Below are 23,423 nucleotides of genomic sequence, written 5' to 3'. Positions count from 1 at the left end.
CTCTGATCTGACTTGCGGACCCCGCCATGACCATGACCCTCGCCATTGTTGGCCGCCCCAATGTGGGCAAGTCGACGCTGTTCAACCGCCTTGTGGGCAAACGCCTTGCGTTGGTCGATGACCAGCCGGGCGTGACGCGTGACTTGCGCGAAGGGGCCGGGCGGCTGGCCGATCTGCGCTTTACCGTCATTGACACCGCCGGGCTGGAAGAAGCGACCGATGACAGCCTTCAGGGGCGCATGCGACGGCTGACCGAACGGGCCGTGGACATGGCCGATGTCTGCCTGTTCATGATCGACGCGCGCACCGGCGTGACCCCGACGGACGAGGTGTTTGCCGAAATCCTGCGCAAGCGGGCCGACCATGTTCTGCTTGCCGCGAACAAGGGCGAGGGATCGGCGGCTGACGCGGGCGTGCTCGAGGCGTTTTCGCTGGGCCTGGGCGAACCGATCCGCCTGTCTGCCGAACATGGCGAGGGGCTGAATGACCTTTATGCCCAGTTGCAGCCTCTGGCGGACAAGTTCGCCGAGCGGGCAGCGGAGGACGCCCCCGAGGTCGATGTCGAGATCGACGAGGATGATCCCGACTATGTGCCCCAACCCACCAATGCCAAGCCGTTGCAGGTGGCCGTTGTCGGGCGGCCCAACGCGGGTAAATCGACCCTGATCAACCAGATCGTCGGCGAAGACCGCCTGCTGACTGGCCCCGAGGCCGGGATCACCCGCGACGCCATTTCCCTGCGCACCGACTGGGGCGGCACGCCCATGCGCATCTTTGACACTGCCGGTATGCGAAAACGCGCTAAGGTGCAGGAAAAGCTGGAAAAACTCAGTGTCAGCGACGGGTTGCGTGCGGTCAAGTTTGCCGAGGTTGTCGTTGTCCTTCTGGATGCCGCCATCCCTTTCGAACAGCAGGATCTGCGCATCGCCGATCTGGCCGAACGCGAGGGCCGCGCGGTGGTGGTCGCGATCAACAAATGGGACATCGAGGACGACAAGCAAGCAAAGCTGCGCGACCTCAAGGAAAGCTTCGAGAGGCTGTTGCCGCAATTGCGCGGCGCGCCCCTGATCACCGTGTCGGCCAAGACGGGGCGGGGCCTTGATCGGCTGCACGACGCCATCCTGCGCGCCTATGACGTGTGGAACCGCCGTGTGACCACGGCGCAGTTGAACCGATGGCTGACCGGCATGCTCGAGGCGCATCCGCCCCCCGCGCCGCAGGGCAAACGGATCAAGCTGCGCTACATGACCCAAGCCAAGACACGGCCCCCCGGGTTCGTGGTGATGTGCTCGCATCCCGACAAGGTGCCCGAAAGCTACAACCGCTATCTTGTCAACGGCTTACGGCTCGACTTTGACATGCCGGGCACGCCCATCCGCCTCTATATGCGCGGCCAGAACGATGCGAACCCCTATAAGGGGCGCAAGAAGGCGGGGCCGTCCAAACTGCGCAAACACACCGAAGGGCGGCGCAGCTAGCCGCGCCTTGCGCGCAGCGTCGGGGCCGACACGATACCGCAGCCAAACAGGGCCAGCATGGCGATCCACGGCTGCTCGGTGCCGTTCTGCACTGCGACCGCCACAAGCGCCCAGATGACACCCAGACCGTAGGTCGGCGCCCGGCCCAGACGGCTTTGCACGACACTGGCAAGAATGATGGCGACGCTCAGCATGAGGGCCGCGGCAATCTCCTCGCTCGTGATGCCATACCCGGCCAGCAGCAATCCGATGGCGACGCAACTGGCCGCACTCAGCCACCCCGCATAAAGGCCGATGGGCCAGCTGGCCCAGCCGATGTCCAGAACAGGACTGCGCCAGAGCGCCACAAGGGCAGGCAGCAGCATGGCCCAGATCAGAACCGTCGCCAGAACGGGGCTGAGGACAGCGGCGGGCAACCAGATCGCACCGACAGCAAGGGAAATGGCAAGGGGCAGGCGCATGTCGCGCCAGTCCGGCGCAGACCATCGCCGCACCACGCCAAAGACGGCGGACACCAGCAGCCAAAGGTAAACAACGCCCCAGATTGCAAAGGCATATCCGGCCGGCTGCACGGGCGGCGTGTTCTGCGGCACCGGGAACTGGTCGGGGTCAAACCCGCCGAAATCGGGCACCCACAGGGTCGAGCCGGCAAAGGCCAGGGTCAGGATCAGAACGACAAGAGGCATGGTTTTCCACCGTTTACAAACATACGCATGCAGCTAGTCTGGCTGCATTCACATTCCGCTTTTCTGCGCTTTTCAAGGACTTGGCAACCGATGACCCGCATTGCGATCTTTTGCGACGGCACCTGGAATTCACCCACGATTGATGAAACCACAAACGTGCACAAATTGAAACGCGCGCTTGTCAGCGATCCGGCCAAGGGGCAGGTGGCGGCCTACTTCCCCGGGATCGGCACGGACGAACGCTTTGATGGGCCGGTCAAGAAGTTCTTTAACAAATGGGGCGGCGGTGCCTTTGGCTGGGGCCTCGATGCCAAGGTCAAGCAGGCCTATCAGTTCCTTGCACAGGCCTATCAGGACGGGGACGAGATCTATCTTTTCGGCTTCTCCCGGGGCGCGTTCACGGCACGGTCTGTCGCGGGGATGATCCGCAAATGCGGGATCATTTCCGATACCAGCACGGATGGGGTGAACGCAGCCTTTGACCTTTATCGCAAGCGGGGCCAGCGCAATCACCCGGATGCCGATCACATCCGCGAGGCGCGGCGGGCGATGTCGCCCAAATTCGCGACCTCCACCACCGACCTCACGTGGCGCAACGACACATCGCGGCTGGTGGCCGTGTCCTACCTCGGGGTCTGGGATACGGTGGGCGCGCGGGGCATCCCGCCGTCGCTGCTGGGCCCGGTCGCATCGATGTGGAACCGGCAGTACAAGTTTCACGACATGGCGCTGTCGAGCCTTGTGCAATCGGCGCGGCATGCGCTGGCGCTGGATGAGCGCCGGGTGTTCTACCGACCTGCCAAGTGGGACAATCTTGATGGGGATCAAGGGCTTAACGATGGCGACACTGGTCCGCTGCGCGCCTATCAGCAGATGTGGTTCGTGGGCGATCACAGCATTGTCGGCGGGTCTGGCGCGGTGCAGCCGCTGTCGATGATCGCGCTGGATTGGGTGGTGCAGGGGGCAGGCAAGCTGACCCTGAAATCGGGCGAACGGTTCCCGCCCAGCGATCCTGATCCGCTGGCCGAAGCCCCCGATCTGACCTATCGCTGGTCACCGTTGAAGAAGTGGCGGCAGGGTCCGATTGCTCCGTGGGAGGTGCATGCCTCGGTGCAGGAGCGCAGGCAGGCGCGGGGCGATTACCGCCCCGGCTCTTTGAAGATTTAGGCCAGTGTGCCGTCGGCTGACAGCGTTGTCTTGCCGCCGAGATAGGGCGCCAGGGCGCTCGGGAGTTTGACCGATCCGTCCGCTTGCTGGCCGTTTTCCAGCACCGCAATCAGGCAGCGCCCCACTGCGAGGCCGGAGCCGTTAAGTGTATGAACGAACTGCGGTTTTCCGCCATCAGCCGGTTTGAACCGGGCGTTCATGCGCCGCGCCTGAAAGTCGCCGGTGGTCGAGACCGAGCTTATCTCGCGATAGGCGTCCTGACCTGGCAGCCATGCTTCGATATCATAGGTGCGGCGCGCGCCAAAGCCCATGTCGCCGGTGCAGAGAACGACAGTTCTGTAAGGGATTTCAAGGGCTTCCAGGATACCTTCGGCACAGCGTAGCATGCGTTTCTGTTCGGCCTCGCTGTCGTCGGGATGGGTGATCGACACCATCTCGACCTTTTCGAACTGGTGCTGACGCAGCATGCCCGCCGTGTCGCGGCCCGCGCTGCCCGCTTCGGAGCGGAAACAGAGGGTGTGGGCCGTCATCCGGATCGGCAGTTGGGCCGCGTCGAGAATGTCGCCTGCGGCTGTGTAGGTCAGGGGCACTTCGGAGGTGGGCACGAGCCACATGCCTTCCTCGGTGCGGTAGCTGTCTTCGCCAAATTTGGGAAGCTTATCAGTACCATACATGGCGTCATCGCGCACGAGCACCGGGCTGTTCACTTCCGTAAGCCCGTTCTGATCGACATGGGTGTCGATCATGAATTGGGCCAGTGCGCGGTGGATACGGGCCACGGCCCCTTTGAGCATGACAAAGCGGCTGCCAGAGGTTTTGGCGGCGGTTTCGAAATCCATGTTGGGCGCGACGGCGGCGATGTCGAAATGCTCTTTCGGCGCGAAATCAAAGGCTTGGGGGGTGCCCCAGCGGGTGACCTCGACATTGTCGTCTTCGTCTGCGCCGTCGGGCACGTCGTCAGCGGGCAGGTTGGGGATGTAGGCGAGCGCGTCGGTCAACTGAGCGTCGAGCGCCTTGGCCTCCTCCTGCATGGCTGCAATTTCTGCTTTCTTTTCAGCGACTAAGGCGCGCAGACGTTGGAACTCGTCCTCGTCCCCGCGGCCCTTGGCGGCGCCGACTTCCTTGCTGGCCTTGTTCTGTTCGGCCTGCGCGGTTTCGGCGGCGAGAATCTTGGCACGCCGCGCCTCGTCCAGGGCCAGAAGGTCGGACGACACGGGCGCATCCCCACGGCGCGCAAGGGCGGCGTCGAAGGCGTCAGGGTTTTCGCGGATGGCGCGGATGTCGTGCATGGGTCTGGTCCTTTGGGACGGATTTTGCGGTGGGGGTGATATGCCCGATCAGGGGGCGGGGGCCAAGGGGTTAAGGCAGCGTACGGTGGGGGTGTTGCGGGGTGTTTGGCGCAAAATGCGCAGTTCGGGGTGGGAACTGTACGTTTTGGCGGGGCGGTGAGGGGCGGTTTTGGTGGGGTTTTCGGGGAAGTGCGCAGATTTTGGGGGGAATTGTACGTTTTGTGGGGCGTGTGTTTGGTAACGGGTTGTTAGGATTTGGGGCGCGTTAACGTTTGGCGGCGAGCGATAACTTTTGGGTAAGGTTTGGGGGTGTCAGTCGATCTTGTCCCAGCCGGGCGGCAGTGTGGCCTGCCATATGCGCCATGCCTTGTTGAAGTTGTCGTCGCTTAGCCGCAGTTTGACCCAGTGTTTAGGCCAATGGTTGTCATCGGGGCGCGCGCGGTTTGGCGGCGTGCTGGTGGCATCGCCAAATATGTCATCCAGATGGGTGTTGAATTGTGATTTGTTTGTAAAATCAATTCTTCTAACGGCGGTACCACGAAGAATGGCTGCCGTTAGAAGAGTTGCACTGTCAAACTGCGCCCTGTCGAGGTCTGCCCCCTGTATCCGCGCTGTGCTGAGGTCTGCCCCCTGCATCCGGGCCCCTTTGAGGTTTGCCCCCTGCATGCGAGCCCCTTTGAGGTTTGCCCTTTGCATCCGCGCCTCTTTGAGGTTTGCTCTCTGCATCTGCGCCCCGCCGAGGTCTGCCCCCTGCATCCGTGCCCCTTCGAGGTCTGCCCCTTGTATCTGCGCACCGCCGAGGTCTGCCCCCTGCATTTGCGCTCCTTGCAACCACGCTTTTTCTAGCGTCGCCTTAATTAGGTCTGCCCGCTGCAAATTCGCGGCACGCAGGTCGATTTCGCCGTTCGTGAGGGGGGCGGGCGCCATGACCGCTAGACGGCCAAGAGTTTGCGCGGCTTTTTCCATGTCGGAACGGAGTTTTGGCAGGGACTGTGCCCAATCCCAGAGCTCGTCCGGTGTTGCGTCGATTGGCGGGTCTTGTGACGGCACTTCGGCGCTGAGTTCGCGGACATAGACCGAGAGCAAGCGGGCGATGCGGGGCACCTCGGTTGGTTTTTCCTGTGCCAACCCTTCGAGCCGGTCGATGGCGGCGTTGCGTTGGACGATGTCGTCTTGCCAAAAATCCTGATGCAATCGGTAGCTGCCACCGGGCGATACAGCTTTTGTCACCTGACGCCTTGCATAAAGCCCTTTGGTGGCCTCATTGATCTTGTCGTTGAACAGGCTTTCGCGCGCGGTTTCTGTCTGCTCTTGCGTCAGGCGCAGGCGGATCACTGTGAACGGCAGGGCGATGACGGCCACCACTACAGCGGTCAAGCCACCAATGCGTAGGACGTAAAAACGGTCGTCCTTGCCGTTGCCAGAAAGTTCAAGCGTGGAGAGGATCAAGCCGAAAAGGCTGCTGGTGAGAAGCAGCGTGAGCCCAGACCATAAGAGTACTGCGACGACGAAGGCCACATTGTGCAGGTTTGGAAAGCCGAGATGGGAGGCGATGCCTTTTCCATTGGGTGAGACAAAGTTGGACCAGATAAGGTGTATGACTATTCCGGCGACAGTCGCACCGGCCAGGGCAAGCAGGCCCCAAAAGAGTGGCTCCGGCAATTGATCGCTGAAGGTAAGTGCTGCTGTCATCCCACCATCCTGACGCGAATGTGAGACAGGCAAAAGGCCTTTCGCCGCAGTGCCCGTTCTCAGCGCCTGTTTTCGCGCCTTTCCACCTTGCGCATGGCACCCACCCCCCATAGGTTCTGCCAAACTCTGCGCGGGGCGGTTTCGCCCCCGAAAACAAGGACACGTCGATGGAAGCCTTTGGCCAGTTTATTCCCCTGATTCTGATCTTTGCGATCATGTATTTCCTGCTGATCCGCCCTCAGCAAAAGAAGGTCAAAGAGCATGCGGCCATGGTCAGCGCCCTGCGCCGCGGTGATCAGGTGGTCACGCAAGGCGGGCTGATCGGCAAGGTGGTCAAGGTCAAGGATGACAACGAGATCGAGGTGGAACTGGCCGAGGGCGTCAAAGTGCGCGTCGTGCAGTCCACCATCGCGCAGGTCATCAACAAGACCGAGCCTGCCAAGTAATGCTGCAGATCGAGGGTTGGAAACGGGTTCTGATCTGGGCGGTTGTCGCCCTTGGTCTGCTCTTGGCGCTGCCGAACGGGTTTTACACCCGGGTCGAGCAGCATAACGACGCGGCACAAGCCATCGAGCTGGGCGCGGACACGCCCGAGAACCAGAGCCTGCTGGCGCAGTGGCCCACATGGATGCCGTCGAGCCTTGTGAACCTGGGCCTCGATCTGCGCGGTGGCGCGCATCTGCTGGCCGAGGTGCAGGTCGAGCAGGTCTATGCCGCGCGGATGGAGGCGAGCTGGCCCGAGATCCGCGACACGCTGCGCCCGGAGCGCGCGACCATCGGCACGATCCGCTTGCAGCCCTCTCCGCCCGACGAGTTGCGTGTGCGCATTGGCGAGCCTGCGGGCATGCAGCGCGCCTTGCAACTGGTGCGCGGTCTTGCTGTGCCTGTGCAGACGCTGACCGGTGTGGGTGCGAATGACATCGAAGTCCGCGCGGACGGGACGGACGTGATTGTCGTCACCCTGAGCGATGCGGAAAAGCTGGCGAGCGATGAGCGGACCGTGCAGCAATCCCTTGAGATCGTGCGCCGCCGGATCGACGAGGTGGGCACGCGCGAGCCGACCATTCAGCGCCAGGGGTCCCAGCGCATCCTGATCCAGGTGCCGGGCATCGGGTCGGCCGCCGAGTTGAAAGAGATCATCGGGACCACGGCGGCGCTGACCTTTAACCCTGTTGTCAATCGCACATCGGATGCCAATGCCGCCCCCGGTGTCGGCAACAAGCTGGTGCCGTCCCTGGACGAGCCGGGCCTGTTCTATGTGATCGAGGCGGCCCCCGTGGTCACGGGCGAGGATCTGGTCGATGCCCAGCCCTCCTTTGATCAGAACGGCAATCCGGCGGTCAGTTTCCGCTTTAACACCTCGGGCGCGCGTCGGTTCGGAGATTATACGGCGGAAAATATCGGCTCGCCCTTTGCCATTGTGCTGGATGACGAGGTGGTGAGCGCCCCGGTGATCCAGAGCCATATTCCGGGCGGGTCCGGCATCATCACCGGCAATTTCAATGTCGAGGAGTCGACAAATCTGGCTGTGTTGCTGCGGGCAGGGGCCTTGCCTGCGGAACTGACCTTTCTTGAGGAACGCACCATCGGCCCGGAACTGGGGCAGGACAGCATTGATGCGGGCAAGGTGGCAACGACTGTCGCCTTTGCCGCTGTGCTGGTGTTCATGTTCCTGAGTTACGGGCTGTTCGGGTTGTTTGCCAATGTCGCGCTGATCATCAATATCGGCCTGATCTTTGGCCTGCTCAGCCTGATCGGGGCGACGCTGACCTTGCCGGGTATTGCGGGGATCGTGCTGACCGTCGGTATGGCGGTGGATGCCAATGTGCTGATTTTCGAGCGTATCCGCGAAGAATTGAAAAGTGCGCGCGGCCCTGCGCGGGCCATTGAGCTTGGCTATGAAAAGGCGCTGTCGGCCATTCTGGACGCCAACATCACCACGTTCATCACGGCCGTGATCCTGTTTGCCATGGGTTCCGGCCCGGTGCGCGGCTTTGCCATCACGCTGGGCCTTGGCATCCTGACATCCGTGTTCACGGCCATTTTCGTGACGCGCCTGCTGGTGGTGATCTGGTTTGAACGCCGCCGCCCGAAAACGATCGAGGTTTGAAGATGAGACTGAAGCTGGTCAAACAGAACACCTCGTTCGATTTCTTTTCCCGCTGGAAGATGTGGCTGGGGATTTCGGCGCTGATGATGGTGATCGGATTTGCGTCCTTTGCCATTCAGGGCCTGAACTTTGGCATCGATTTCCGGGGTGGCACCACGGTGCGGACCGAAAGCGCGCAGCCGGTCGATATCGGCCTCTACCGCGATGCGCTGGCGGTGCTGGAACTGGGCGATGTGTCGATTACCGAAGTGTTCGATCCCACCTTTGACGCTGATCAGAACGTCGCGATGATCCGTATCCAGGCGCAGGAAGGGCAGGAGGCGGTGACGCCCGAGACCATCCGCGAGGTGCAGGCGGCGATGACGGTGGCCGTGCCCGATATCCAGTTCGTGTCGGTCGAATCCGTCGGGCCCAAAGTGTCGGGCGAGTTGATCCAGACAGCGGCGATTGCGGTCGTTTTGGCGATTGCAGCGGTGCTGGTCTATATCTGGCTGCGGTTCGAATGGCAGTTTGCGCTGGGGGCCGTGGCGGCCCTTGTCCATGACGTGATCCTGACCATCGGCGTGTTTTCCGAGCTGCAGATTAAGTTTGATCTGGCGATCATTGCGGCGCTGCTGACCATTGTGGGCTATTCGCTGAACGACACCGTGGTTGTGTTCGACCGGGTGCGGGAGAACCTGCGCAAGTACAAGAAAAAGCCCCTGAACGAAGTGCTCAACATCTCGATCAACGAGACCCTCAGCCGGACCGTCATGACCTCGGTCACCACGCTCTTGGCGCTGATTTCGCTTTATGTGCTGGGCGGAGACGTGATCCGGGGCTTTGTCTTTGCGATGATCTGGGGTGTGATCGTGGGGACCTACAGTTCCGTCTTTGTCGCCTCGACCATTCTGCTGTGGCTGGGCGTCAAGCGGAACTGGGACAAGCCCGACGCCAATGTGGGCAACCAATATGCGAATGTGGACGCTTGACGCCGCGCTGGCCTAGTTGCCGCGTTCAACTGGCCCTAACAACCACCAAAGACGGCCATCAGGTTAATCCCTGATGGTCCAGCTTTTTACAGAGAGCCTTGCCTTGCCCGGTTTGGGCTGGCTGATTGCGGCCATTGCAGCCGCCGGGCTGGTGCGTGGTTTTGCCGGGTTTGGGTCGGGCATGATCATCATGGCTGCGGCCAGTTCGGTCATGTCGCCCTTTGCCGCCCTGGCATTTCTGGTCGTGGTCGAGTTCTGGGGGCCACTGCCCAACCTGCGCGCGGCCTGGCGCGAGGGGGATCTGAACGAAGCGAAGTTCCTCTTGATGGGGGTGGCCATCGGCTTGCCTGTCGGCTTGTGGACCTTGTCCTTTGTCGATCCGGAGCTGTTCGGCTGGGGGGTATCGATTGCCATTCTGATCCTGTTGGCAGCACTGGTGTCGGGCTGGCGCTATGCGGGGCCGATGGGGCCGCGCATGATTGCCGGTGTCGGCACCTTTGGTGGATTCCTGGGCGGTTTGGCGGGTATTCCCGGCCCTCCGGTGATCCTGCTTTACATGGCGTCGGCCAAGGCGGTGTCGGTCATCCGCGCCAACTTCCTTTTGTATCTTCTGGGCATCGACATGATGATGCTGGCCATCTTTGTCGTCTTTGGCCTGCTGGACAGGCAGGCGGTGCTGATCGGGGTGGTGTTGGTGCCTTTGTACATGCTGGCCAATGTCGCGGGGGCGTGGCTGTTTGACCCCAAGGCCGAGCGACTTTTTCGCGCGGTGGCCTATATCGTCATCGCGGCTTCGGCTATTCTGGGCCTGCCTGTCTGGGAGTGAGTAATGCGCCTGACCGAGATCACCTATACCGATGCCAAGCCCATCGAGGGCTATGGCCCGGGCTTTTTTCGCATTGGCGGCGCCGTGATCGAAGGCGCTGTGCTGACCAGCCCGCTGGGTACGGGCCCTTGGGGCGGGTATGACGCGCCCGAGGCATTGTTGGAACTGGCCGGGCATGTGGACGTGCTGTTTCTGGGGACTGGGGCGGAGATTGCCCATATGCCGGTGGAGTTGCGCGATCAGTTGGATGCGGCCGGTGTCGGGGTCGAGGTGATGTCGTCACCCTCGGCCGCGCGCACCTACAACGTGTTGCTGAGCGAGGGGCGGCGCGTGGCGCTCGCCATGTTGCCCGTGTGATCCGGCACCACCGGCGCATGCATATTTGAAGAACAATGAAGATGCTTTTCATGCCCGTCTGCAATGGGTTAGGGCTGTGGGCATGGAATTGAGTGTCACTGATCTGGCCGTGGGCCGCGGGGGTGTGCCGGTGCTGGCGGGTGTGTCCTTTGGCCTTGGGGCGGGGCGGGCGCTGGTGCTGCGCGGGCCCAACGGGTCGGGCAAGACCACGTTGCTGCGCTGTGTGGCGGGCCTGCAGGAGCCGATGGCGGGGCGTGTCGAGGGGGCGGAGGACCGCATTGCCTATGCTGCCCATGCGGACGGGTTGAAGGCGGCGTTGAGCGTGGCGGAGAACCTTGAATTCTGGGCTTTCGTTTTTGGGCAGTCCGGGATTGAGGCGGCCCTGGCCGCCTTTGATCTGGTTGCGTTGCGGGATCGCCGCGCCGGGCAGTTGTCGGCCGGGCAAAAGCGTCGGCTGGGTCTGGCCCGCCTGATGGTGACGGGCCGCGCGGTCTGGGTGCTGGATGAGCCGACGGTGTCGCTGGATGCCGCCTCTGTCGCGCTGTTTGCCGATGCGGTGCGTGCGCATCTGGCAGGCGGAGGATCGGCCCTGATCGCTACGCATATCGATCTGGGCCTTGAGGCGGATGTGCTGGATGTGACGCCCTACCGGGCGCAGGCCGGAGCGGTTGCGGCCTCGGACGAGGCGTTTTTGTGAGGGCGCTGTTGGTGCGGGACTTGCGGCTGGCGCTGCGGGCGGGGGGCGGCTTTGGCCTTGGGTTGGCGTTTTTCCTGATCGTGGTGGTGCTGGTGCCGTTCAGCGTGGGGCCGCAAGCGGCCTTGCTGACGCGGATTGCGCCGGGTGTGTTGTGGTTGGGGGCGCTTTTGGCGTGCCTTTTGTCGCTGGACCGGCTGTTGGCCGTGGATTGGGAAGATGGCGCGCTGGATCTGCTGGCGACCTCGCCCTTGCCGCTGGAAGGGGTGCTGGCCGTGAAGGCGGCGGCGCATTGGATCACCACGGGATTGCCGCTGGTGGTGGCCGCGCCCGTGTTCGGCGTGTTGTTGAACCTTGCGCCGGGGGGTACGCTGTGCTGGTGCTGAGCCTGTTCCTGGGCACGCCCGCGCTGTCGATGATCGGCGCCTTTGGTGCGGCGCTGACGGTGGGGATCAAGCGGGGTGGGTTGCTCTTGTCGCTGCTGGTTCTGCCGCTTTATGTGCCCACGCTGATCTTTGGCGCGGAGGCCGCGCGGCGGGGGGCGGAAGGGTTGGACCCGACCACGCCGCTGTTGTTGCTGGCGGGCATCACGGGGGCGGTTCTGGCCTGCATGCCCTTTGCCGCGGGCCTCGTGCTGCGGGTCAATCTGCGATAACGTCGATGTGGATTGCGGGCCGGTCAGTGGGGGGATAGAAAACAGCCATGTCACTTTGGGAATATGCCAATCCGGTCAAGTTCTTGGGCCTGAGCGAGCGGGTGCTGCCGTGGCTTTGGGGCCTGGCGGCGGTGTGCCTGGTCGTGGGCCTTGTCTGGGGGTTTTTCTTTACCCCGGATGATTTCCGGCAAGGGTCTACCGTCAAGATCATTTACCTGCATGTGCCGAGCGCTCTGATGGCGATCAATGCGTGGTTCATGATGTTGGTGGCCTCGCTCATCTGGATCGTGCGGCGCCATCACGTCTCGGCCCTCGCAGCGCGGGCAGCGGCCCCTGTGGGGGTGGTGATGACGCTGATTGCGCTTTTTACCGGGGCGATCTGGGGGCAGCCGATGTGGGGGACGTGGTGGGCGTGGGATCCGCGCCTGACCTCGTTTTTGATCCTGTTCCTGTTCTACCTTGGCTATATCGCCTTGTGGGAGGCGATCGAGGATCCGGATACGGCGGCGGATCTGACGTCGATCCTGTGTCTGGTCGGCACCGTCTTTGCCGTGCTCAGCCGCTATGCCGTCAACTTCTGGAATCAGGGGCTGCATCAGGGGGCGTCGCTGTCGCTCGACAAGGAAGAGAACGTGGCGGATGTGTTTTATCAGCCATTGCTGGTGTGCATTGCGGGCTTTGTCCTGCTGTTTCTGGCGCTTGTGCTCTACCGCACGGGCACTGAAATCCGGGTGCGGCGGACACGCGCCCTGATCGCACGGGAGGCGCGCGTTGCCTGATCTGGGGAAATATGCGGATGCGGTTCTGTCGGCCTATGCGGTGTCGATTGTGCTGCTGGTCGCCATCGTTGCCCTGAGCCTGTGGCGTGGGCGCCGGGTGCGGGCGGAGATGGATGCGGTGGAAAAGCGGAGTGGGCGGGATGGCTAAGGTATCGCCCCTGATGCTGGCCCCGGTGGGGATTTTTGCCGCGTTTGTTGCCATGGCTGCCGTGGGCATGTTTCGCGACAATCCCAACGAGTTGCCCTCGACCCGTGTGGGTGGGCCTGCGCCTGAATTGACCGAGGCGACGCTGGGTGATTTCCCGGGCGTGAGGCCCGAGACGCTGGCGACGGGGGAGGTGACTGTTGTGAATTTCTGGGCCTCGTGGTGTCCGCCGTGCCGTGCCGAGCATCCCAAGCTGCTGGAGATGGCGGCGGACGGGGTGTCGATTGTGGGCGTGAATTTTCGCGATACCGAGGGGCCTGCGGTCAAGTATCTGACCGAGGATGGCAATCCTTTCGTCGCAGTGGCCTTTGATCCGCAGGGGCGGTCGGCCATTGACTGGGGGGTGACGGCCCCGCCCGAGACCTTCATTCTGGATGGCGAGGGGACGGTGCTGTTTCGCTATATCGGGCCGCTGGTTGGGTCGGATTATGAACAGCGGTTCCTGCCTGAACTGAACAAGGCGCTGTCAAATTGAGCGCCTTGCGGCGCACGCTATTCTTGATCCGCCCTGTTTCTTCTGACTGAGTACAACATCTCTGGAGGTGTGCGCGTCTGCTGTTGGGTGCCTCCGGCGGGCATATTTTTTCGAACAATGAAGATGGGTCAGAGGCGGTAGCCGCCGTTCACGTTCAGGACCTCGCCGGTGATGAAGCTGGCGGCGCCCGAGGCGAGGAAGCGCACGGCGTTTGCGATGTCTTCGGGCTGGCCGATCCGGCCCAGTGCCGTCATGTCTACAAAGAGTTTGATCAGGTCGTCCGGGCGCGGGCTTTCAGGTCTTTCGGTGGCGCCGGGGGCGACGGCGTTCACGCGGATGCCTTTTGGCCCCAGTTCCTTGGCCATGGCGCGGGTCCAGGTGTTGAGCGCGGCCTTGCTGGCGGAATAGGCCGAGGCGCCCATGGCGGGCAGGGTGGCGTTGGTGGACGAGATGTTGATCACCGTTGCGCCGGCTTGCAGATGGGGCAGGGCGGCGGCGAGCAGCGCCATGGGGGCGATCACGTTGACGTCGAAGGTTGTCCTGATGTCGGAAAAACCGGTGCTGTCCACGGCATTCGGGGCGATGGCGCCTGCGTTGTTCACCAGCACATCGAGCCGTCCGAACCGGTCGATGGTCTGGTCGATGACGCCTTGTGCCGCGTCCGGGTCTGACAGATCGGCCTGAATGGCATGGATGCCGGGGCAGTCCTGCAAAAGCGTGTCCGGCGCGGTGCTGTTACAGGTGATGGCGACCTGGTGATCCTGTGCCAGATCGACGGCGATGGCGCGGCCCAATCCGCGGGCGGCGCCGGTGACGAGTGCGGTTTTCATCGGCTTCTCCCAACAAAAAGGGCGCCCCGAGGGGCGCCCGTTCTGGTGGTATCACACCCGCTTTAGGCGGCGGATGCAAGGTTGCGCAGCACGTAGTGCAGAACGCCGCCATGTTCGATGTATTCAATCTCGATCGCGGTATCGATCCGGCATTTCAGCATGATCTCTTTCACCGTGCCGTCTGCAAACGTGATGGTGCAGGGCACCTCTTGCAGTGGCTGGATGGTGTCGAGGCCACTGATGCTGACCGTTTCTTCGCCTGTGAGGCCGAGTTTCTTGCGCGTGTCGCCGTTTGTGAATTCGAACGGGATGACGCCCATGCCGACGAGGTTGGAACGATGGATGCGTTCGAAGGATTCCGCAATGACAGCCTTGACGCCCAGCAGCGCCGTGCCCTTGGCCGCCCAGTCGCGCGACGATCCGGCGCCGTATTGTTCGCCCCCGAAGATCACCAGCGGTGTGCCCGCGTCCTGATGCGCCATGGCCGCGTCAAAGATCGAGGTCTGTTCTCCGTCCGGGCCCTTGGTGTAGCCGCCTTCGACGCCGTCCAGCATCTCGTTCTTGATGCGGATGTTGGCGAAGGTGCCGCGCATCATGATCTCGTGGTTGCCGCGACGCGAGCCGTAGGAGTTGAACTCGCGCGGGGCGACCTGCCGTTCGGTGAGGTAGCGGCCTGCGGGTGTGCTTTCCTTGAACGAGCCTGCGGGCGAGATGTGGTCGGTGGTGATCATGTCGCCGAGGATGGCCAGCACTTTGGCGTCCTCGATATTGGTGATCACGCCCGGTTCGGGCGACATGCCCTGGAAGTAGGGCGGGTTTTGCACGTAGGTCGAGGTGGGCGGCCAGTCATAGGTTTTCTGGTCGGTGGTTTCCACGCCCTGCCATTTTTCATCGCCCTTGAAGACGTCCGCGTACTTGGTCTGGAACGCCTCGCGCGTCACTGTTGCCTCGACCAGTTCGGCGACTTCCTGGGACGAGGGCCAGATGTCTTTCAGGAAGACATCGTTGCCGTCCTTGTCCTGGCCGATGGGGTCGGAGGCGAGGTTGATGTCGAGCGTGCCGGCCAGCGCGTAGGCCACCACGAGCGGGGGCGAGGCGAGGTAGTTGGCGCGCACATCGGGGGAAATCCGCCCTTCGAAGTTGCGGTTGCCGGACAGGACGGCGGTGGCGACCAGATCACCTTCGGCGATGGCCGAGGAGATTTCCGGTTGCAGCGGGCCGGAGTTGCCAATGCAGGTGGTGCAGCCGTAGCCAACGAGGTTGAAGCCGATCTTGTCCAGATCGTCCTGCAGCCCCGCGGCCTCGAGATAGGCGGAAACCACTTGAGAGCCGGGTGCCAGCGAGGTCTTGACCCATGGTTTGCGGTCCAGACCCAGCTCTGCCGCTTTGCGGGCCACGAGGCCTGCGCCGATCATCACGTAGGGGTTCGAGGTGTTGGTGCAGGAGGTGATCGAGGCGATCACGACCTTGCCGGATTCCATGGTGTAATCTTCGCCCTCGACCGCGACTTCCTTGCCCATGGGGCGCTTGAACGTCTCTTCCATTTCCTTGTGGAAGGCGGTTTTGGCGTCTGTGAGGGCCACGTAGTCCTGCGGGCGTTTGGGGCCGGAGATGGCGGGCACGATGGTTCCCATGTCGAGGTGCAGCGTGTCGGTGTAGATCGGGGCGTAATCGTCGCCGCGCCAGAAGCCGTTTTCCTTGGCATAGGCCTCGACCAGCGCGATACGGTCCTCATCCCGGCCGGTGTTGCGCAGGTAGCGCAGGGTTTCGTCGTCGATGGGGAAGAAACCGCAAGTGGCGCCGTATTCCGGGGCCATGTTGGCGATGGTGGCGCGGTCGGCCAGCGGCAGGCGGTTCAGGCCCTCGCCGTAGAATTCCACGAATTTGCCCACGACGCCCTTGGCGCGCAGCATCTCGACCACTTTCAGGACGAGGTCGGTGCCTGTGGTGCCTTCCATCATGGAGCCTGTCAGCTCGAACCCGACGACTTCGGGGATCAGCATGGAAATCGGCTGGCCCAGCATGGCGGCCTCGGCCTCGATGCCGCCGACGCCCCAGCCCAGAACGGCGGCGCCGTTGACCATGGTGGTGTGGCTGTCGGTGCCTACCAGCGTGTCGGGATAGGCGACCTGTTCGCCGTTCTGGTCCGCATCGGTCCAGACGGTTTGGGCGAGATATTCGAGGTTCACCTGGTGGCAGATGCCGGTGCCGGGGGGCACGACGCGGAAGTTGTTAAACGCGGACTGGCCCCATTTGAGGAAGGTGTAACGCTCCATGTTGCGCTCGTATTCGCGGTCCACGTTCATCTGGAAGGCGCGGGGATTGCCGAATTCGTCGATCATGACGGAGTGGTCGATGACCAGATCGACGGGGTTCAGCGGGTTGATCTTTTCCGGATCACCACCCAATGCCACGAGGCCGTCGCGCATGGCGGCAAGGTCCACGACCGCGGGCACGCCTGTAAAGTCCTGCATCAGCACCCGAGCCGGGCGGTAGGCGATTTCGCGGGGGTTCTTGCCACCCTTGGCGCCCCATTCGGCAAAGGCCTTGATGTCGTCGACGGTGACCGTCTTGTCATCCTCGAAGCGCAGCATGTTTTCCAGCACCACCTTGAGCGCGGCGGGCAGGTTGGCAAAATCGCCCAGACCGGCTGCGGTCGCGGCGGGAATCGAGTAGTATGCAATGGACTGATCGCCAACGGTCAGCGTCTTGCGCGTCTTGGCTGTGTCGTGACCAACGGTGATGGGCATGGGGAATTCCTTTCCTATGGCGGATGGGGCATCGGTTTGCATGCGTCATGCCCCAAGCGGTGCGTTCGATCAACCGCAATTGGGGGTCCTGCGACGTTTTTGTATACCATGGTGTACAATTTGCGAACGCAAAGACGTGATCGAACTGACATAACTGCTCAACAAACCTTGATTGGCGCAGCGGATGCGGCTTGCATATGTGTTGTCAGCACCCGACTCTGACCCACTCAACTGATGGCGCGCACCCTTATGAAACATCTGATTCCCCTGGTCCTCGGGGCCGTCACCGCGCTGAGCGCACCGGCCCAGGCCCAATCCCCCGTTGTGGTCGAACTGTTCACCTCGCAAGGGTGTTCGTCCTGCCCGCCCGCCGACAAGCTGATGCATGATCTTGCACAGCGCGACGACGTGATCGCGCTGGCCCTGCACGTGGATTACTGGGATTACATCGGGTGGAAGGATGAATTCGCCGATCCGAACTATTCCAAGCGCCAGCGCGGCTATGCGATCGAGGCGGGGCGGCGGTCGGTCTACACGCCGCAGATGATCATCAACGGCACCACGGATATTGTCGGCGCGCGGCCCATGGAGTTGTCCAAGGCGATCTCGGAACATGCCGCCAAACCGCCGGTTGTCGCGCTGGATGTGACGCGGGCGGGGGATGTGGTGTCGATCTCGGCCACGACGGCGCATCGCGGTGCGCCCCTGCTGGTGCACATGGTACGCTATCAGCCCAGCCGTACGGCCAAGATCACGCGCGGCGAGAATGCGGGCCACACGCTGACCTATGCCAATGTCACCGAGGACTGGAAAATCCTGCAGGAATGGGACGGGGTGACCGAACTGGCGCTTGAGGCGCAGGCCAAGGGAGAGCATCCGCTGGTCGTGATGATCCAGGAAGGGCGCACGGGGCCGATCCTCGCGGCGGCTCAGATCAAGTAAAATCTTCGGGGTAGGGTTCGTCGGTGCGCCAGCGCCGCGCAACCCACAGCCACTGTTCGGGATTTGCCCGGATGCGCGCGCCGATACTGTCATTCATGGCCTGGGTCATGGTTTCCGGATCCGAATGCGGGATCGGCGCCTCCATCACACACTCAAAATCCAACCCGTCGCCTGTGCGGATGCCGTAAAACGGGATCAGCAGCGCGTCATAGCGCAACGCAAGCTCGGCGGCGGACACGGCGGTGCGCGCGGGGTGCCCGAGAAAGTCTAGGATCGGGGCGCGTTGCACGTGCTGGTCAAAGAGCAGGACCAGCTGCCCACCGGCCTTGAGGTGACGCACGAAGCCCGCCGTGCCTTTGCGCCCCTGGGCAAAGACGGGGCCGCCAAAGGCCTGCATCGTGCGCACGTAATGGGCGTTGAAATAGGGGTTCGACATGTCGCGGTAGAGGCCGCCCACATCGAAACCCTGCCCGACAAGGGCTGCGCGCAGCGCCTCGTAATTGCCGAAATGGCCCGTCACCAGGATCACCGGTTGCCCGTTGGCGGCGGCTTGCGTCATCGCGGCCAATCCGGGGCCGTCGATCTGTGCCCCTTTCTGGCGATCCAGCAACGTGCGGGTCGAGTAATTCTCGATCAGGGTCCGCCCCGCGTTGTCGAGGCTCGCATACGCAATGCGCCGGTGTTCAGCGTGGGGCAGGTGGGGAAAGACATGGGCCACATGTGCCTCGGCGCGGCGCAAGAAACCGGCGGCCGGCCCGATCAGGCGGCTGAGGATCCAGCCCATGAAGGGCACCCGCCACCGGTAAGGCAGGGCCAGCGCCGTGCCGATACAGGTCCGCGCCAGCGCATTCGTTGCCAGGTATCCGGCCTTGGCAAGAGGGGACAGGTCGTCGGGATCTTTTCGCATTATGCGGGCAGGCCTGTGCTGGTCGGGGCGCTAGGTGACGCGCGTCTCTCGGTGCCAGACATAAATCCCTGCACCCGCGATCACAAGCGCGCCGAGCACTGTCAGCGCATCCGGCACCTCGCCGAACAGGACGACCCCCCAGATCACCGCAAAGACGAGGCCCGAGTAGTTGAAGGGTGCAAGCATCCCGGCCTCGGCCATGGACAGCGCGCGGATCAGCATCAGCTGGCCCAAAGTGCCCGCAGCCCCGATCACGCAGAGCAGTGCGATGGCGGTGGGTTTAAGCGGCGCGAGGTGGAAAGGCACGATGGCCGTGAGGATGACCGAGCCGACGAGGCCGGTGTAGAACAGCGATGTCCATACGTCTTCGTCCGGGCCGAGGCGGCGTGTGATCAGCGTGTAGGAGGCAAAGCAGAAGGCCGCGATGAGCGGCAGCAGGCTGGCGGCCTGAAACACGTCCGAGCCGGGGCGGATCACGATCAGCGCCCCGATCAGGGCGATCAGGATGGCGATGATGCGCCTTGGGCCAAGCGCTTCGCCCAGGAAGAGCGCACCGCCAAGGGTGATGAGCAGGGGGTTCATCGACATGACCGCCGTCGCCTCGGCCAGACCGATGCGCCCCAGCGCGAGGAAAAAGAAGAAGGTCGCCAGCATCAGCAGAACCGAGCGGGCGACTTGCAGTTTGGGGTACTGGCTGTGCGCAACGCTGCGCAGGCGCGGGGCCACGAGGACCAGGACGATCAGCATCTGGCCCGCATAGCGCGCCCAAAGCGCCGGGATCGGCCCGGTGAAGGGAGAGACAGCCTTGACCGAGATGTCCATGATCCCAAAGCAGAAAATGGCCGCAATCGCCAACAGGATGGCACGGGCAGGTACGGCGGCGGCTTGGGTCATGCCCATGGCCTTAGACTGTTTGCGTGCGGAAGGGAATGGACGTGATTGAGTGCGCGTGACCTCCCCGCAGGCGCGTGTTTCCGCGGCCTGTGGGGGTGCCTTATGCCTCGTCTTCGTTTACCAGCATCAAGTCCCCTGCCGCTTCCATTGTGCGGATGGTGGACACGACGCTGGCCATGGCTGCGTCGATCTCTGCCGGTTTGGGTGTGCCTGCCTCTGACATCTCTTCGCGCAGCTGATCGCCGAGACGCGCGGACATGTTGCTGAGGATGAAGTCGACACTCGCCTCCATCCCCATGGACGGGGCACCCGCCAGGGCGATCACCAGCTGTTCCTGGTCGATGTCGCGCAGGATGCGGGGCACGTCGCGCGGTGCGATGCGGGTGGGGATGTTGGCGAAGGTAAAGATCGCCTTGCGCACGGCGTTGGCAAACCCCTCATCCGTTTCATCGAGGCCCGCCAGCATGTCGTCGCGCGTGTTTGTCGTGCTCGAGTTCAGGATCGCACCGACGCGCTGCACGGGGCCGTCGTTGAAGGCGCGCACCGGACGGGCGTCAAGCTGGCTGGCGAGGGACAGGCCGATGCGTTCGACAGCGTCCGGCGTCACCGCCTCGGTCATGGACACGGCATAGGTGATCTGGCGCGCGCGGGGGCCGGGCAGCTTGCCAAGAAGTTCGGCAGCCTTGGACACATCGAGCTTGGACAGCATGACGGCGGCGATTTCGATGCTTTCCTCTTCCAGCACCGGCAGCAGGGTGTCGGGGCCCATTTCGCGGATGCGCTTCCAAGGGTCGCCCGCCTCGCGCACCCCTGCTTCCTTGCGCAGGCGCGCGGCAGTTTGCGGGCTGATCTTGCCATCCAGCGCGCTCAGCGCACCGGCCATGCCGCCGGGAAAGCTGAGGCCGATCCGCTCAACCTCTTCGGCAAATTCGCCCACGACGTCATGCAGCGTGTCGCGATCGACCACGCGCATGTTGCCCATGGCCTTGGTCAGGTGGGCCTGCAACTCTTCGGGCAATTCCTCGAGCGGGATATCCGCGCCCTCGTTCAGCAAGAGGCGCACCACGATGGCCGCCTTGGCGCGGCGGCTGAGGGGGCGGTGCGCGAAGAGAACCGCCGCCCGACTGCAACGCGGCAGGGGCGGCGGACATAGGTACCAAGTCGGTCATGTCCTGCCTTAACAAACTGTGCGTGTTCGTTCTGGCAGGCAATGGTTGAGAAACCCTCAACCCCGACCGCATTCAGCGTCAGTAGCTGTAGGTTGTCCCTGTTTCGAGGGCGGAGCGCAGCGAGGCTTCGGCCCAGGTGCCTGCACCCCCGCGCGCCTGGATCTCGCGCAGCTGCGTCAGAGCGGCGACCTTGTCACCCGCGACGACCTTGCCCTGGCCCATGTAAGAGCGGGCGAGGATGTTGTCAGGGTTCACCTCAAGCGCTTGTTCGTAATAAACATTTGCCAGTTCGAGGTCACCGAGCTTGCGCGCGGTGAAGCCGCGATAGGTCAGCACGCGGTCGTCCAGCTGATCGGGCATCTGGTCGAGCACCTTGATCGCATCCTGGTAGCGGCCCGCATAGGCCAGTTCGCGCACGGCCTTATAAAGCGTGTCGCTGTCCAGATGCGAGGTTTTGTCGGGGCGGACGCATTTGCTGATATTGGCATCCCAAACGCCGTTCACAGGCTGGGAGAAGCGGACGTATTTCTTGGTTTCGGGATCCCATTGACGGGCCTGAAAGCAATTCTTGGTGGTTTCGGTTTTCTGGGGTTTGGACGTGTTGTCGCCGCCTGCGGCAAGACCCGCGGTGGGCAGCGCAAGGGGCAGTGTCAGGGCGGTGGTCAGGATCAGGGTACGCAGCATATCGGGTCTCCGGTTGAACGCGTTGGGGTTAGGATAGTGAGGTAACCCGACGCGTCCTGCCTTTATGCGATCACGAAATCGTGAGGTCAGCCTGTGGTGGCCACACAGGTGTTTGTGCCGGCGTCGTATGTGGTGCCTGCGGCACAGGACATGGCCTGCTGTTCGTGCTTGTCATAGTTGCAGCCCATGGCAAGGCCGAGGGTGGGGGCGAGGGTGAGGGCCAGCGCCACGGCGAGGGTCTTGGTCGTCATCTGTCGTCTCCTTTTTTCATCGGGTGACGTAAGGGTAGGGCAAATGCGGCCCGCAGCAAAACGATTTCACCCGTAAGGCGCATCTTGATGCGCCTTACTGCCACTTGGTTGGGCGGCTTCCGGGCAAAAGGCACTGGTGTTGATGCGGTGCAGAGCGCACCCAGATGCGCCCTACCGGTCAGGCGGTGCGTTACGTAAGGCGGACGTGTCGTCCGCCTCCCCGCGTTCAGTCGTCGCCAAACACGCGGGCAAAGATCGTGTCGACATGTTTGGTGTGATAACCAAGGTCGAACTTCTCTTCGATCTCGGCCGGGCTGAGGGCAGCCGTCACATCCGCATCCGCCAGCAACTCTTCCTTGAAGTCCGTACGGTGTTCCCAGACTTTCAGCGCGTTGCGCTGCACGTAAGCATACGCATCCTCACGGCTGACCCCGGCTTGGGTCAGCGCAAGCAGAACGCGCTGGCTCATTACCAGGCCAGGGAACTTGTTCATGTTCTCCAGCATGTTCTCGGGGAAAATCAGCATCTTGTCGACCACACCGGTCAGACGCGCCAGCGCAAAGTCGAGGGTGATGGTCGCATCCGGCCCGATCATGCGCTCGACCGAGGAATGGCTGATGTCGCGTTCGTGCCAGAGCGCGACGTTCTCCATCGCCGGGATCACGGCCGCGCGCACCATGCGCGCCAGCCCTGTCAGGTTCTCGGTCAGCACGGGGTTCTTCTTGTGCGGCATTGCGGAGGAGCCCTTTTGCCCCATCGAGAAGAATTCGGCCCCTTCCAGCACTTCGGTGCGCTGCATGTGCCGGATTTCGACGGCGATGTTTTCGATGCTGCTGGCGATCACGCCGAGCGTGGCAAAGAAGGCCGCGTGGCGGTCGCGCGGGATCACCTGCGTGCTGATGGGTTCGGGGACGAGGCCAAGCTTGTTGCACACATGTTCCTCCACCGCAGGATCGACATTGGCGAATGTGCCGACAGCGCCCGAGATCGCGCCGGTCGCAATCTCGGCCCGTGCATCGCGCATGCGGGACAGGTTGCGGTCCATCTCGGCGTAGAAGCGGGCAAAGGTCAGCCCCATGGTCGTGGGCTCGGCGTGGATGCCGTGGCTGCGCCCGATCCGAACGGTGTCCTTGTGCTCGATCGCGCGACGCTTGAGGGCGGCCAGCAACCCTTCGAGATCGGCGATGAGGATGTCGGCCGCGCGGGTCAGTTGCACGTTGAAACAGGTATCGAGCACGTCCGAGGACGTCATGCCCTGATGGACAAAGCGAGCCTCGTCGCTGCCCACATGTTCGGCCAGATGCGTCAGAAAGGCGATCACGTCGTGCTTGGTCACGGCCTCGATCTCGTCGATGCGGGCGACGTCGAATTCCACGTCCTTGGCTTTCCAGACCGCCTCGGCGTTCTCGCGCGGGATCACGCCCAGATCGGCCATCGCGTCGCAGGCATGGGCCTCGATCTCGTACCAGATGCGGAACTTGGTTGCGGGCTCCCAGAGGGCGACCATGTCGGGGCGGGAATAGCGGGGGATCATGGCGGCACCTTTTTGTGACTGTCGGATTTTTCACCGCGCTCTTAGACTGCGCGGACTGACACGACAAGATGAAGGCCC

General features: G+C 63.0%; 23 protein-coding genes and 1 pseudogene. 13 read left to right on the top strand and 11 right to left on the bottom strand.

Going from position 1 to position 23,423, the window contains the following annotated elements:
* The first annotated feature begins 26 nt into the window (after positions 1-26).
* Positions 27-1,478 carry a ribosome biogenesis GTPase Der gene (gene der / locus ACMHLQ_RS03905; protein ID WP_415403457.1) on the top strand — a complete coding sequence of 484 codons (1,452 nt, stop codon included), beginning with the start codon at positions 27-29 and terminating at the stop codon, positions 1,476-1,478.
* Here der and ACMHLQ_RS03900 read toward each other — a convergent pair.
* Positions 1,475-2,164 (bottom strand): hypothetical protein, encoded by a 690-nt coding sequence (locus ACMHLQ_RS03900; RefSeq protein WP_415403456.1) that lies wholly within the window; start codon positions 2,162-2,164, stop codon positions 1,475-1,477. The genes der and ACMHLQ_RS03900 overlap by 4 nt on opposite strands.
* A 90-nt stretch (positions 2,165-2,254) precedes the next feature.
* Between ACMHLQ_RS03900 and ACMHLQ_RS03895 the strand changes: the two genes are divergently transcribed.
* Complete coding sequence (locus ACMHLQ_RS03895; protein ID WP_415403455.1) at positions 2,255-3,331, top strand: DUF2235 domain-containing protein; 1,077 nt, start codon at positions 2,255-2,257, stop codon at positions 3,329-3,331.
* Here ACMHLQ_RS03895 and serS read toward each other — a convergent pair.
* Together serS and ACMHLQ_RS03885 are read right to left on the bottom strand one after the other, a co-directional pair.
* Complete coding sequence (gene serS / locus ACMHLQ_RS03890; RefSeq protein WP_415403454.1) at positions 3,328-4,620, bottom strand: serine--tRNA ligase; 1,293 nt, start codon at positions 4,618-4,620, stop codon at positions 3,328-3,330. The two genes, ACMHLQ_RS03895 and serS, sit on opposite strands and share 4 nt — an antisense overlap.
* A gap of 312 nt (positions 4,621-4,932) precedes the next feature.
* On the bottom strand, positions 4,933-6,312 hold the full coding sequence (locus ACMHLQ_RS03885; RefSeq protein ID WP_415403453.1) for a pentapeptide repeat-containing protein: 1,380 nt from the start codon (positions 6,310-6,312) through the stop codon (positions 4,933-4,935).
* Between the two features lie 167 nt (positions 6,313-6,479).
* On the opposite strand from ACMHLQ_RS03885, the gene yajC reads away from it, so the two are divergent.
* From yajC to ACMHLQ_RS03835, 10 genes and pseudogenes are all read left to right on the top strand, one after another.
* The gene (gene yajC / locus ACMHLQ_RS03880; protein WP_415403452.1) at positions 6,480-6,758 is read left to right on the top strand and encodes a preprotein translocase subunit YajC; all 279 of its coding nucleotides are present in this window, start codon (positions 6,480-6,482) and stop codon (positions 6,756-6,758) included.
* On the top strand, positions 6,758-8,422 hold the full coding sequence (secD, locus tag ACMHLQ_RS03875) for a protein translocase subunit SecD (RefSeq protein ID WP_415403451.1): 1,665 nt from the start codon (positions 6,758-6,760) through the stop codon (positions 8,420-8,422). The genes yajC and secD overlap by 1 nt, the downstream gene beginning before the upstream one ends.
* A gap of 2 nt (positions 8,423-8,424) precedes the next feature.
* Positions 8,425-9,393: a protein translocase subunit SecF gene (gene secF / locus ACMHLQ_RS03870; protein WP_415403450.1), complete on the top strand. Its 969-nt coding sequence runs from the start codon at positions 8,425-8,427 to the stop codon at positions 9,391-9,393.
* 73 nt (positions 9,394-9,466) lie between these two features.
* Positions 9,467-10,219: a sulfite exporter TauE/SafE family protein gene (locus ACMHLQ_RS03865; RefSeq protein WP_415403449.1), complete on the top strand. Its 753-nt coding sequence runs from the start codon at positions 9,467-9,469 to the stop codon at positions 10,217-10,219.
* 3 nt (positions 10,220-10,222) lie between these two features.
* Positions 10,223-10,576, top strand: a complete 354-nt coding sequence (locus ACMHLQ_RS03860; RefSeq protein WP_415403448.1) for an Mth938-like domain-containing protein — start codon at positions 10,223-10,225, stop codon at positions 10,574-10,576.
* Positions 10,577-10,658: 82 nt separating this feature from the next.
* Positions 10,659-11,273 carry a heme ABC exporter ATP-binding protein CcmA gene (gene ccmA, locus ACMHLQ_RS03855; protein ID WP_415403447.1) on the top strand — a complete coding sequence of 205 codons (615 nt, stop codon included), beginning with the start codon at positions 10,659-10,661 and terminating at the stop codon, positions 11,271-11,273.
* Positions 11,270-11,925, top strand: a pseudogene (gene ccmB / locus ACMHLQ_RS03850) (heme exporter protein CcmB). The gene ccmA and the pseudogene ccmB overlap by 4 nt, the downstream one beginning before the upstream one ends.
* Positions 11,926-11,972: 47 nt before the next feature.
* A complete protein-coding gene (locus tag ACMHLQ_RS03845; RefSeq protein ID WP_415403446.1) occupies positions 11,973-12,704 on the top strand; it encodes a heme ABC transporter permease in 732 nt (243 codons plus the stop codon).
* Positions 12,697-12,852, top strand: a complete 156-nt coding sequence (gene ccmD / locus ACMHLQ_RS03840) for a heme exporter protein CcmD (protein ID WP_415403445.1) — start codon at positions 12,697-12,699, stop codon at positions 12,850-12,852. The genes ACMHLQ_RS03845 and ccmD overlap by 8 nt, the downstream gene beginning before the upstream one ends.
* Complete coding sequence (locus ACMHLQ_RS03835) at positions 12,845-13,384, top strand: DsbE family thiol:disulfide interchange protein (protein ID WP_415403444.1); 540 nt, start codon at positions 12,845-12,847, stop codon at positions 13,382-13,384. The genes ccmD and ACMHLQ_RS03835 overlap by 8 nt, the downstream gene beginning before the upstream one ends.
* A 128-nt stretch (positions 13,385-13,512) precedes the next feature.
* On the opposite strand, the gene ACMHLQ_RS03830 is transcribed toward ACMHLQ_RS03835, so the two are convergent.
* Both ACMHLQ_RS03830 and acnA read right to left on the bottom strand, forming a co-directional pair.
* Entirely contained in the window at positions 13,513-14,214 is a 702-nt protein-coding gene (locus tag ACMHLQ_RS03830; RefSeq protein ID WP_415403443.1) for an SDR family NAD(P)-dependent oxidoreductase, read from the bottom strand.
* 62 nt (positions 14,215-14,276) lie between these two features.
* Complete coding sequence (gene acnA / locus ACMHLQ_RS03825) at positions 14,277-16,964, bottom strand: aconitate hydratase AcnA (RefSeq protein WP_415403442.1); 2,688 nt, start codon at positions 16,962-16,964, stop codon at positions 14,277-14,279.
* Positions 16,965-17,213: 249 nt separating this feature from the next.
* Here acnA and ACMHLQ_RS03820 point away from each other — a divergent pair, with 249 nt between their 5' ends.
* Complete coding sequence (locus ACMHLQ_RS03820; RefSeq protein WP_415403441.1) at positions 17,214-17,906, top strand: DUF1223 domain-containing protein; 693 nt, start codon at positions 17,214-17,216, stop codon at positions 17,904-17,906.
* On the opposite strand, the gene ACMHLQ_RS03815 is transcribed toward ACMHLQ_RS03820, so the two are convergent.
* The 6 genes from ACMHLQ_RS03815 to purB form a co-directional block, all read right to left on the bottom strand.
* Positions 17,899-18,813 carry a lysophospholipid acyltransferase family protein gene (locus ACMHLQ_RS03815; RefSeq protein WP_415403440.1) on the bottom strand — a complete coding sequence of 305 codons (915 nt, stop codon included), beginning with the start codon at positions 18,811-18,813 and terminating at the stop codon, positions 17,899-17,901. The two genes, ACMHLQ_RS03820 and ACMHLQ_RS03815, sit on opposite strands and share 8 nt — an antisense overlap.
* 30 nt (positions 18,814-18,843) lie before the next feature.
* Positions 18,844-19,707: a DMT family transporter gene (locus tag ACMHLQ_RS03810; protein WP_415403439.1), complete on the bottom strand. Its 864-nt coding sequence runs from the start codon at positions 19,705-19,707 to the stop codon at positions 18,844-18,846.
* A gap of 100 nt (positions 19,708-19,807) precedes the next feature.
* The gene (locus ACMHLQ_RS03805; protein WP_415403437.1) at positions 19,808-20,773 is read right to left on the bottom strand and encodes a flagellar motor switch protein FliG; all 966 of its coding nucleotides are present in this window, start codon (positions 20,771-20,773) and stop codon (positions 19,808-19,810) included.
* 181 nt (positions 20,774-20,954) lie between these two features.
* Entirely contained in the window at positions 20,955-21,557 is a 603-nt protein-coding gene (locus tag ACMHLQ_RS03800) for a tetratricopeptide repeat protein (protein ID WP_415405352.1), read from the bottom strand.
* An 89-nt stretch (positions 21,558-21,646) separates the two neighbouring features.
* Positions 21,647-21,811, bottom strand: coding sequence for a hypothetical protein (locus ACMHLQ_RS03795; RefSeq protein ID WP_415403436.1), 165 nt, complete (start codon positions 21,809-21,811; stop codon positions 21,647-21,649).
* A gap of 226 nt (positions 21,812-22,037) precedes the next feature.
* A complete protein-coding gene (gene purB / locus ACMHLQ_RS03790; protein ID WP_415403435.1) occupies positions 22,038-23,345 on the bottom strand; it encodes an adenylosuccinate lyase in 1,308 nt (435 codons plus the stop codon).
* Positions 23,346-23,423 lie beyond the last annotated feature (78 nt).

It is taken from the genome of Tateyamaria algicola, assembly GCF_047715485.1.
Taxonomy (GTDB): Bacteria; Pseudomonadota; Alphaproteobacteria; order Rhodobacterales; family Rhodobacteraceae; genus Tateyamaria.
Note: the sequence above shows the minus strand (reverse complement) of the source record. Positions and strands in the feature narration are given on the sequence as shown.